At 48.2% G+C, this 10,710-nt stretch carries 15 protein-coding genes; 11 read left to right on the top strand and 4 right to left on the bottom strand.

What is annotated here, in order from left to right:
* The first annotated feature begins 191 nt into the window (after positions 1 to 191).
* A complete protein-coding gene (locus IBX50_RS13480; protein ID WP_292256638.1) occupies positions 192 to 839 on the top strand; it encodes a flavin reductase family protein in 648 nt (215 codons plus the stop codon).
* Here the strand turns inward: IBX50_RS13480 and IBX50_RS13485 are convergent.
* Positions 798 to 1,514, bottom strand: coding sequence for a Crp/Fnr family transcriptional regulator (locus IBX50_RS13485; protein WP_292256640.1), 717 nt, complete (start codon positions 1,512 to 1,514; stop codon positions 798 to 800). The genes IBX50_RS13480 and IBX50_RS13485 overlap by 42 nt on opposite strands.
* A 108-nt stretch (positions 1,515 to 1,622) precedes the next feature.
* Positions 1,623 to 2,402 carry a Crp/Fnr family transcriptional regulator gene (locus IBX50_RS13490; protein WP_292256641.1) on the bottom strand — a complete coding sequence of 260 codons (780 nt, stop codon included), beginning with the start codon at positions 2,400 to 2,402 and terminating at the stop codon, positions 1,623 to 1,625.
* Between the two features lie 209 nt (positions 2,403 to 2,611).
* Between IBX50_RS13490 and IBX50_RS13495 the strand changes: the two genes are divergently transcribed.
* The 8 genes from IBX50_RS13495 (at position 2,612) to IBX50_RS13530 (ending at position 6,474) form a co-directional block, all read left to right on the top strand.
* Positions 2,612 to 2,812: a DUF3185 family protein gene (locus tag IBX50_RS13495; RefSeq protein WP_292256642.1), complete on the top strand. Its 201-nt coding sequence runs from the start codon at positions 2,612 to 2,614 to the stop codon at positions 2,810 to 2,812.
* 23 nt (positions 2,813 to 2,835) lie between these two features.
* Positions 2,836 to 2,982 (top strand): lmo0937 family membrane protein, encoded by a 147-nt coding sequence (locus IBX50_RS13500; protein ID WP_292256643.1) that lies wholly within the window; start codon positions 2,836 to 2,838, stop codon positions 2,980 to 2,982.
* Positions 2,983 to 3,004: 22 nt separating this feature from the next.
* A complete protein-coding gene (locus IBX50_RS13505; RefSeq protein WP_292256645.1) occupies positions 3,005 to 3,406 on the top strand; it encodes a DUF4398 domain-containing protein in 402 nt (133 codons plus the stop codon).
* Positions 3,403 to 4,209 (top strand): OmpA family protein, encoded by an 807-nt coding sequence (locus IBX50_RS13510; protein ID WP_292256647.1) that lies wholly within the window; start codon positions 3,403 to 3,405, stop codon positions 4,207 to 4,209. Before IBX50_RS13505 ends, IBX50_RS13510 begins: the two co-directional genes overlap by 4 nt.
* Before the next feature lie 95 nt (positions 4,210 to 4,304).
* On the top strand, positions 4,305 to 5,216 hold the full coding sequence (locus IBX50_RS13515) for a diguanylate cyclase (RefSeq protein ID WP_292256649.1): 912 nt from the start codon (positions 4,305 to 4,307) through the stop codon (positions 5,214 to 5,216).
* A 99-nt stretch (positions 5,217 to 5,315) separates the two neighbouring features.
* Positions 5,316 to 5,729, top strand: a complete 414-nt coding sequence (gene arfB / locus IBX50_RS13520) for an alternative ribosome rescue aminoacyl-tRNA hydrolase ArfB (RefSeq protein ID WP_292256651.1) — start codon at positions 5,316 to 5,318, stop codon at positions 5,727 to 5,729.
* Between the two features lie 98 nt (positions 5,730 to 5,827).
* Complete coding sequence (gene vapB, locus IBX50_RS13525; protein ID WP_292256653.1) at positions 5,828 to 6,055, top strand: type II toxin-antitoxin system VapB family antitoxin; 228 nt, start codon at positions 5,828 to 5,830, stop codon at positions 6,053 to 6,055.
* 11 nt (positions 6,056 to 6,066) lie between these two features.
* Positions 6,067 to 6,474, top strand: a complete 408-nt coding sequence (locus IBX50_RS13530; protein WP_292256655.1) for a type II toxin-antitoxin system VapC family toxin — start codon at positions 6,067 to 6,069, stop codon at positions 6,472 to 6,474.
* A 35-nt stretch (positions 6,475 to 6,509) separates the two neighbouring features.
* Here the strand turns inward: IBX50_RS13530 and IBX50_RS13535 are convergent, their stop codons facing one another.
* Positions 6,510 to 7,100, bottom strand: coding sequence for a CAP domain-containing protein (locus IBX50_RS13535; RefSeq protein WP_292256657.1), 591 nt, complete (start codon positions 7,098 to 7,100; stop codon positions 6,510 to 6,512).
* A gap of 435 nt (positions 7,101 to 7,535) precedes the next feature.
* Between IBX50_RS13535 and IBX50_RS13540 the strand changes: the two genes are divergently transcribed.
* Positions 7,536 to 9,053: a protein kinase gene (locus tag IBX50_RS13540; RefSeq protein WP_292256659.1), complete on the top strand. Its 1,518-nt coding sequence runs from the start codon at positions 7,536 to 7,538 to the stop codon at positions 9,051 to 9,053.
* A gap of 88 nt (positions 9,054 to 9,141) precedes the next feature.
* Here the strand turns inward: IBX50_RS13540 and IBX50_RS13545 are convergent, their stop codons facing one another.
* Positions 9,142 to 9,567: a group II intron maturase-specific domain-containing protein gene (locus IBX50_RS13545; protein ID WP_292256661.1), complete on the bottom strand. Its 426-nt coding sequence runs from the start codon at positions 9,565 to 9,567 to the stop codon at positions 9,142 to 9,144.
* Positions 9,568 to 9,578: 11 nt separating this feature from the next.
* Here IBX50_RS13545 and IBX50_RS13550 point away from each other — a divergent pair, with 11 nt between their 5' ends.
* Positions 9,579 to 10,577 carry a 3'-5' exonuclease gene (locus IBX50_RS13550; protein ID WP_292256663.1) on the top strand — a complete coding sequence of 333 codons (999 nt, stop codon included), beginning with the start codon at positions 9,579 to 9,581 and terminating at the stop codon, positions 10,575 to 10,577.
* Positions 10,578 to 10,710 lie beyond the last annotated feature (133 nt).

The raw sequence follows: 10,710 nt of genomic DNA on the forward strand, positions 1-10,710 counted from the left end.
TCATTCATTACGCGGGTGGTCAGCGTCAGGGGTGCTCTGGCCTGTGACAGTTGAGGTTGGTGGTTGCTGGTATCACAGGCAGAAGACATCATGGGCGACTCGTGCAGGTTGTGTTAAAAAGAAGCTTAAACAAGATGTTAAGAATAACAAGTGCCAGCCTAGTTTACAGCGTTTCCAGGATTACAGTGCTTATGGCAGGCAATAACTGGAGTGCACCGATGTTACTGGACTTAAAACAACTCAGCAGCAACAACAGTTACCACCTGATGACTCAGGTTATTGTACCCAGACCCATTGCCTGGGTATTGTCCGCCAATGATGACGGAGGCTTAAATCTGGCACCCTTTTCTTTTTTTAATGCGGTGTGTTCCGATCCGCCCATAGTGATGTTGTCCATTGGCCAAAAAACTGCCGATGAACCCAAGGACACACGCAGGAATCTTTTAAGTGGCAGAGATTTTGTGATTCATCTGCCTGGTCTTGAGCAGGCGCAGGATGTGACCGCAAGTGCTGCCACTCTGCCTTATGAAACATCCGAGCTGGATTTATTGCAGGATCAACAACTGGTTGAGTTCCCCGGTTGTCCTTTGCCACGACTGAACAATGCCCCGGTTGCCTTTCAGGCTCGGTTGCATGATGTTCATTATCTGGGAGCACAACAACAGGCGGTGATTTATGCCGAGTTGCTGCAGGTGTATATCCGGGATGCACTGGTGCAGGTGGATGAACAAAAGCAGCGTTACACTATTAATGCAGCACAGCTGAACCCACTTGCCCGACTGGGTGGTGCCCAGTACTCAGGATTGAGTGGAGTATTCAGCATCAAGCGGCCGGATTAAGCTTGTATAACAATCACCGGCTGCTTTTTCTAATCCGCGCCGATCAAGAATGCTGATCCTGCCTCTTGAGTAATCAATCAAACCGCCCAGTTTGAGTGTACCGGAGGCAATGGTTACCGCACTGCGCTGCACACCCAGCAAATCCGCAATGGATTGATGAGTCAGATAAAAACGGTCACCATCAACTCGATCATGAGCCATAAGCAGCCAGCAGGCCAGACGTGCTTCGACCCGATGAAAGTGGCTGCAGGATATGGTATGTGCCATCTGCATCATCAGCTGGAAGCAGTAGTGTTGTAGACTTTGAAGCAGTACAGGGCTACCAGGAAGTAGATCATTAAATACGACCCTGTTAATTTTGAGCGCCTTCCCGGCTCCCGTAATAATTGCCTGATGTGGTGCCTGGTTAATGGCCAGCAGCAGGGTGACACCCAACATGCCTTCATGGCCGATCATGCCAATTTCCATCGGTGGATGTTCAGTGACTGAGGTCATCACCGACATAAAAGCCGTCAGGGGAAACCAGGCATGGCTATAAGAGCAGTATTGTGTACTCAACACCTCGCCACGTGATAGTTCAACCAGCTCGCAGTGATCCAGTAACTCATCACGCTCCGTCTTTGGTAAATCAGCAATTAACCAATTTGCTACAGGCCGTTTGAAGGTTGTTGTCAACGTTTTGTCCCCTTGGCAGAACATGGCTGCGGTAGTGCAGCCTGCCCCATTGTAACACTTTGATACAATGCAGCAGGGGCGTCAGTTCGCTGGGACACGAAGGTATGATCAGTCTTTTAAACGGTGCAAAAGGCCACCAGGAGGATAAGAGAACTCCTCAAACAGCCGGTCGGTTTCCTTTTTAACCACCGCGTAACACTCACAGCAGAGGTGTTCCAGTTTCGGGCGATCCAGTACCTGGATATGCCCCCGCCTGTACTCAATGACACCTGCACTTTGCAGTTTACCGGCGGCTTCCGTGACGCCTTCCCGTCTTACCCCCAGCATGTTGGCGATCAGCTCCTGAGTCATATAAAGATCCTCACCCTTTAAGCGATCCATGGATAACAGCAGCCAGCGGCAGAGTTGCTGGTCAATGCTGTGGTGTCGATTACAGGCAACGGTTTGTGCCATCTGGGTGATTAATGCCTGGGTGTAACGCAACAACAAATGATGAAACTCACCATTTAAAGCAAATTCGGTTTTCAGGAATTTGCTTTCCAGGCGATAAGCCTGCCCGGCACTTTGCACCACAGCACGGCTGGGAGTGCTTAAACCACCCATGAACAGTGCGATGCCAACAACCCCCTCATAACCGACCACTGAAATTTCTGCGCTGCGGCCATCTGCCATCACATACAGCATGGAAACGATGCTGTTGGTCGGAAAATAAACACTTTCCATCACATCACCCGACTCATAAAGCACAGCACCCAGGGGTAACTCCGTCAGTTTAAGGTGCGGGTAAATGCGTTCCCTTACTTCGGCAGAAATAGCCTTCAGCAGGCGATTATCCTGAAAGCAGGCAGTTTGATGGTTGCTTTTACTGGTTTTGAAGGAATTAGGCATCACTGTTTTCTCAGTTTGTTATGCAAACCCATTGTGATAAGCGCCTTGAAAACTGTATGTACGATACCGCACATAGAGAAAATTGACATGAATCAAATTTTTGATTGTTCGTCACCGCACAGACGGTGCAAGGCTTTGAGGCTTTACTAACACCTGAAGACTCAGGCGTGTCACCCGACACGAACAGTCCGTATTCGGAGACGTTCATCATGTATATCCAGAATTTTCTAGGCGTTCTGCTGTTACTGGGTGGTGCCGCCCTGCTGTATTTCGGTTTTAAGGCATCACAAAGTACCGGCGAGCAGATTTTTGAGAGTGTTGCAGGTCGCTACACAAATTCAACTGTCTGGTATCTGGTAGGAGGTTTTTTGGCTGCAGTGGGTGGACTACTCCTGCTGGTCATCCGCTGATCCTGTAAATACGGAGGCTGCACATGCTCGAAATGATTGTTGCTGTACTGGTTGTGCTCTGGTTACTGGGCTTTGTCAGCTCTTACACCATGGGTGGTTTTATTCATGTTCTGCTTGTTATCGCTGCCATCGTATTACTGGTGCGCGTGATACAGGGTCGCCGACTTTAAACACTTCTGCAGGAGTAACACGATGAAAAAATGGTCTGGAATACGCCCGGTACGGGTAGTTTTGATGCCCTTGTTGTTATTGGCAAGCCTGGTGTTACTGGGTGCTTGTGCAGCAAAACCCGAGGCTCCACAAACCGCCATGTCTGATGCACGTGATGCCATAACACGCGCAGAACAGGCTGATGCTCGCCAATTTGCCAGCGGTGAACTGAACGAAGCACGCGGAAAAATCAAGCTGGCTGAAGATGCCATTGCTCAAGAAAATATGGAAAAAGCAAAACAACTGGCACAAGAGGCTGAGGTGATGGCCAAGCTGGCGATGGCAAAAACCGAGAGTGCCAAGGCAGCGCTGGTCAATCAGGAAATGGAGCGTGCAGCAAAAGCGCTGACTGAAGAAATGGATCGAATGGGAGGTACAAAATGAGAACCTTAAAACTCAAGCAGATGTTGAGTGGTGCCGGTGGTGTCATGCTGCTGGTTGTATCACTCGTGCTGCTGGCTGGCTGTTCATCAACACCAACAAGTTCTGATGCTGCCATTCAGGCACGAAACAGCCTGAATGCATTACAGCAAGATCCGAATCTGGGCAGCCGGGCACGACAGGAAATGGCAGAAGCCGAACAGGCCGTGAAGCTGGCAGAAGAGCCGCTGCCAGAATCTCAGGTAGAGCTGAATGAGCATCGTGTTTATCTGGCTAACCAGAAAATCAAGATTGCACGGGCAAAAGCCACTGCCAATTATGCTGAAGATCAGCGCAAGCGTCTGTCACAAGAAAGAGATGACGCACGTTTAAAAGCCCGCACCGATGAAGTGGATCGTGCCAAGCGTAGCCAGGCAGACCTGCAAGAGCAGCTGGCAGCGTTACAGGCCGAAGTAACGGATCGTGGCATCGTTCTGACTCTGGGAGACGTGCTGTTTGCCTCCGGTAGTGCCCAGCTGCAGCCAAATGCGGATGCTAATCTTCAGCGCCTGGCAAGTTTCCTGACTGAGTACCCAGATCGCCGTGTGTTGATTGAAGGTCATACCGACAGTACTGGTAATGCCGAATCCAACCAAACTTTATCAAAAGAGCGTGCTGATTCGGTACGGAACTACCTGACTCAGCGTGGTGTTGCATCAAATCGTTTGTCCTCTTCAGGTCAGGGTCAGGATCAACCGATTGCCAATAATGCCTCATCACTGGGTCGCCAGCAGAATCGCCGGGTTGAAGTGATTATCGAAAACTAATTCGATCATCGGATCAGGTCACAAGCGTGTGGGCAGAACAGTCATGTTCTGCCCATCGTTAATAAAATCGGTAAATAAAGCCGAGTGAGGTTTCAGTGCCATTTATTATAGAAAACAAACAAAGCAGGGAGATATTGGATTGTATTGGTGATGCAGTAATAACAACTAATCTGCTGCTGGAAATCACCTACATCAACCGCACGGCAGAAATCATGACTGGTGTCAGCAGGGAACAGGTTATTGGACGCCCTTTGCAGCAGATATTGCAGGTTGTGGATGCCGATACACGTCGGCCACGGGCAGAAGAGCTGGCTAGAAAAGCAATCAGCACCAATGCTCTGGTGCCGCTGGAAAATAATGCCCTGCTCATTAATCACGATGGTTGTGAACTATCCATTGAGGACTCCGCCGCACCCCTGCACACCAGTGATGGCACCGTGAATGGTGTTGTCATTGTGTTTCATGACAGCTGTTATTCCACGGAAATCAGAACCAGAATGGCTGAGCTGGCTCGGCATGATGCATTAACCGGCTTGTACAATCGTTATGCCTTTGATGAGCGCTTTCAACAATCGCTGGCGCTGGCTCGCAGGCACAAAAAAAGAGTGGGACTACTGTTTATAGATCTGGATAACTTCAAGGACATTAATGATGTTCTTGGTCACGCCACGGGTGACGCCATACTCAAGGCACTGGCAGGCAAAATCATGGCTTGCCTGCGTACCAGTGATACCGCCTGCCGTTATGGTGGTGATGAGTTTGTGGTGTTATTAAACGAAATTGAACAACACGCAGATGCTCAGATGCTTGCCAACAAAACCCACACCCTGGCCGCCAGCCTGCAGTTACCGGGTGGGCAGGACATTGCGATTCATCTTAGTGTTGGTGTCAGTGTTTACCCGGACGATGGTGAAACACTGGAGATGCTGCTACAAAAGGCTGATGTGGCCATGTACCGCAACAAGGCCTTAAAAAAAGGCAGCAGGCAGTTGGTCGCATTCCGCTAACCCCCCACCCCCGCAATAGCCTTCAGGTCAGATGAATGACTTGGTACACTGCCCTGCAGCCATGTCAGTGGCAGAAAACCATTCAACCGAGAGGCGCTTTTGCTCGAAATTACAGAAAATATTCAGCTGGCAGACTGGGAGTTTGAATTCCAGCAGATTCGTGCTCAGGGTGCCGGTGGACAAAACGTCAACAAAGTAGCTTGTGCGGTGCACTTGCGTTTTGATATCCGCCGCTCCTCTTTGTTGCCTGTCTACAAGGAACGCTTGCTGAAATTCCCCGATCAGCGGATCACCCAGGATGGGGTGATCGTGATCAAAGCACAGAGCTTTCGTACCCTGGAGCTGAACAAACAAGATGCCCTGCAGCGGCTGAAAGTACTGATTCAGCAAGCCATCAAACCTGTCAAACTACGCCGCGCAACCAAACCCACCAAAGGCTCACAACGACGACGTGTCGATACCAAAACCCTGCGAGGCAAAACCAAAACCCTGCGTAACAAGGTTGATTTCTGATAGGGATAGCTGATCCAGCTACCTCCACGTGCATATGCTTGACATATGCCTTTTGAGTGCTAATCTAAAACAGAAGTGACTCATGTTTTGAGGTGTTTATGAAAACTGCAGCATTGTTTACCAATGGTCGTAGCCAGGCCGTCAGAATCCCCAAGGAACTGGAATTTGAAGGTGTGTCCGAGGTTGAAATAACTCGTGAGGGTGACGTTCTTGTACTGCGCCCTGTTCGCAAAACCTGGTCAAGCTTTGCTGATGCTCCGATGGCAGATTCAGATTTTTTGACTGATCGTACCGACGTTATCGAAGATGGGCGGGTTGTACTTTGAAGAAAGTGTATATGCTTGATACAAACATCTGTTCATTCATCATGCGCGAACGCCCAGCAACACTATTAAAAGTTCTGCAAGGCCATGTGGAGAATAAAGACAGATTAGTTATATCAGCCATTACTTACGCTGAACTCAGGTTTGGTGCCATCGGCAAAAAGGCTTCGCCAAAGCACAATTTGATTGTTGACCTGTTCATGGAGCGTGTTGATGGCGTGTTGCCCTGGGATAAGATGGCTGTAGAGGCTACAGCAAGCATTAAACACTATCTGGCTGAGCGCGGCACACCGATAGGTGCAAATGATGCAGCCATTGCAGGTCATGCGATTGCAACAAGCTGTGTGCTGGTGACGAACAATACCAGAGAATTTGAACGTGTACCGGATCTTCGTATTGAAGATTGGTCGGTCTGTTCCTAGCCGTTATTTACTGTGCAATCACACGTAATAGGGCGTCACTGAGCTTTGGGCTTAGCCAGTTTTAATGTCCAGAAGCCACTGCCATTGTCCAGACGTGTTGCCGCAATTCCCAGCTCGGTAACATTACTGGCCATCATGTTGGCACAGTGCCCATCACTATCCATCCAGGCTTTAGCCAGTTGGCTTATACTTGAAAAATACCCTTCGGCCACATTTTCTCGGACGCTGCTCCATTCATAACCCTGAAGTGTGATGCGCTCACTTGGTTTGGAGCCATCTGAGCCGGTATGACTCATGTCATTCATTTCATATTGATCGTTGGAGTGCACCTGTGCAGCCACCGCTAATTTCTGATTCCAGACCAGTGGTGCTTGTGCACCAAATACCCCCTGAGTACCGCAAGAAGCACCTTCAGCTCGGTACTGATTGATCGCCTGAATAAAATCATCAATTTCCTGTTCAGACATGGGATTGGAAATTGCTGATGTTGTTCTGGATGTGGTTGTACTGGTATCGGTTGTATCCGTACTGCCGCTGCCTGAAATATCAATGCAACCTGCCACAATCGTCACTGACAAGACCAGTATTGCAAGATTCAGTGCTGTTCTGCCGAGTTGGAAATTCATGCCGCTTCCTTGGGTAGAGGGTCTAAAAGTGTCTGGAATGACCCTATGCTGAAAATCTTGTCGGCACAAGCGTGTAAGGTGACTCACATCACACTTCTGCAAATAATAATCAGGGCATTGCTCGTGATAAAGCCAGGAGTTGTCAGTCAAGGGCATGTTTGGTACAAGGTAAGCAGTAAAGGACACACCCACCCGCAGGATGCGAAGCAGCACATCTCACATCCTGGGGCGGTAGCGTACCAGAACACCTAATGCGCAAAAGTTTTCAAGCATGCGCACTTGTCTGCTGGATTTATCAGTAAGGGTAGTTAAAACAACGGCTTGCTGGCAGGCAAGGCAGGAAATTGAGCACTGAGATATGGTCGATAGTAGGCATGCGCAAGAAAAAATAATGTTGGAAATATTGTTGAAAAAACAATACATCAAGGAGTATAAGTGAATCCAATTATCAATGATCTGTCATCATTCCTAAAGAAATCACCTAACCTATCAACCCCTTTGGGTAATTTTCATGTTGGGAAGCAATTAGGCCAAGGAGGAACCTCCATTGTTAGGTTAGCTACATATGAAGATACAGAGTGTGAGTACGCAATTAAGTTTCTTCTAGAAAATGTTTCTAAAAAGGAAAGTAAGGCGTACAAGCGATTCAAACAAGCATATGTTAATCTCGTAAATGTTCAGCATATTGGCGTTACATTACCACTGATCAATTTTGGAATACTTGAGGTATCAGATTTACTTTCCATCCCTTATGTAATCATGCGCAAGGCTGATTCCACATTGGATAAATATGTCGAAGAAAAGGGACGTGATTTTGATTTTTTTAAAAAGGTTTTTGACGCCCTCACTCACGCTGTAGCCAAGATTCATAAATCTGGAATAATACACAGAGATATCAAACCAGAGAATATTTTTATAGTTGATGGAAAAATGTTCATAGGAGATTTTGATATCGCAAGTTTCGACAGTGATCAACTTGTTAAATTGCACGAAACGCTTAAGAAAGAAAGGATTGCAAATTTTTTCTATTCTGCCCCTGAACAGTCTGAACCTGAGGTCGGAGAAATAAGCGAAGCCTCTGATTGGTTCGCTGTTGGTCAGGTATTACTTTGGGTCATCAGAGGAACAACATCTCGAGGAAACGATCCGCTATATTTAGTTTCTATAGATTCACGATACAGGATTTATCAACTAATCATTGAAAAACTGATAGCTCGCAATCCCAACAATAGGTTCCAAAGCCTCCCTGCTATCATAGATTTTATGAAAGAAAATGATGAGCAGCATCAGGAAAATATTAGGCGAAGCAAAAATGTCACCGCCCTGAATTTATTTGATCGGATTATCTACAAATATATGTCTGATTTGGGAATGAGCCGAGCAGCCATTCGCAAGATCGATGACCCCGAAGAAGTTGAGGACATCCTAACTTACCTTCACACCAGCCTAAATGCCCTTGATTTATATATGACTCAGGGAATTCCTGACTGGCATGTGAGTAAAATGACAAAATTAGACGCTTCATGGATTTTCGAGTTCTATGAAGTAAATGTTAAAGCAATTTGGATCAGTAAACATTTTGCATCTGGCGGGAGCTTCCTTGCAATTGAAAGTGACAGCCTGCACCCAAGCGGGAACTATGAAACAGCTCAAAGTTATGAAGAAGTTGGCGTATATAAAGACATCTATATTAAGCGGGAAGAATATGATGCTGGATGGGCCCGGATTAATGGGAAACTAGTAGATGTTTCTGGATCAGAAATTCTATGTCGTTACTTGGAGCCTACGTTATTTTTCATTGCACCATGGGCAGGACCACTTAGCGTTCGCGAAAATGCAGACTTACTGAACAAAGTCCGAGAAAAATATGATGAGCAAAAAACTATCGCAGAAGAGGATTTTATCGACCCAGGAAAAATCACTCGACGCTCTGAGATCCGTATTTGGGATTAGGAACCTAATATTCCAATCGGGTAGCCGGGGGTGTCTAGCCCCCAGCCCCCACAACACCCTGCATGCGGCTCCGCACAGGGCGTTTCACTCAGTAGTGAAGCTTGATCCATCCATCGCGCAGTGATACCAACCCGGCTTTCTTCAGATATTCATCCGATAGTGCTTGGTTTATCCCCGGTGTTTTGGAGCTGCGCCAAGGGCCTTTGCTGGTGATCCCACAGGCCACGGCAGCCTGCACTCGAACGCCTAGTCTGATTAAGTTTCTTACCTTGGTGCGGGGTTTCCGCCATTGCCGCCAATAAGCCATACGGACTCGTCGGCGTATCCAGTGATCAAGCTCGTAACACTCTTGATAACAGTTGGCAATGCCAAAGTAATTGATCCAACCAGCAATGTACTGGCTGGTCTTAAAGAGCTGGTATCTCATGCTGACGCCCCAGTTTCGGTTGGTGAGTTGCCGGATTCTCTGCTTAAATCTCAGCAGGGTTTTCGGATGCCATTTGTAGTGGTTCACTTGCCCAGGCCGTGAGCAAGCCAATCCTGGTGCTCTGCTTCAATATCACGCTGGCGGCAAAACTGCGCAGCTTTATTGCCGAGAAGGGTATCGAAGAGAAAGTGCAGGTCTATCATTTTCACGAATGGTGCGGCGAGCAACTGAAAACCAACAATGTTGATTTACTGCCGGAAAATGGTGACAAATACTGGGAGCGCCAGGTCACCAGCGTCATCCAGGCCGTGGACAAGGATCAGACTCCCCGTGCCCAGTACAGCGCAGTGATGATCGATGAAGGCCACGATTTTGAGCAGACCTGGCTGAAACTCATCGTCCAGATGATCGACCCGGATACCAATTCTCTGCTGTTGCTCTACGACGATGCCCAATCCATCTACAAGAAAAACAGCAGCCTGAAGTTTCCGCTTTCCAGTGCTGGTATCCAGGCCCGAGGCCGCACCACCATCCTTAAGCTCAACTACCGCAACACCCGCGAAATCCTTAGCTTCGCCTACGACTTTGCCAGGGATTTCCTGCAAGCCCAGGATGCAGATGAAGACAACATTCCCCTGATCGCCCCTGAGGTAGCAGGCAATAGTGGCCCAGCCCCGCAATTTCGCAAGTTCGACAACTTTAACGACGAAGCCCACTTCATCGCCCGTTGTATTCGCAAGTGGCAACAAAACGGTCATCCGCTCAATAATATCGCCGTTATTTATGGTCACCACCGACAGGCTGACACCCTGCAGCAAGCACTCAAGAGTGCGAATATCCCCTGTGCTTGCCTGAAAAGCAGTAACAACAAAAAGCATTACGATGTGAATGCGGAAAGCGTAACTCTGCTGACCCGCCAAAGCAGCAAAAGCCTGGAGTTCGATACCGTGGTGCTGGCAGGCCTGGGCGGTCTGAAAGATGGGGAAGAAGAGCTGGAAAAAGAAGTGCGCCTGCTTTATGTCGGCATGACCCGCGCAAGGGATAAGCTGCTGTTAACCGGCAGTGGCGAAAACTGGTTTGTAAAGAAGCTGGGGTAAGTCAGAAGAGAGAGAATGGGCACAAGATGGGCACAGAGCCACTTTTCGAGCAGGCATAAAAAAAGGCAGATCAACTAAATCATTGATCTGCCTCTATTTATTTTGGTAGCGGGGGCCGGATTTGAACCGACGA

Source organism: Marinospirillum sp., from assembly GCF_014859565.1.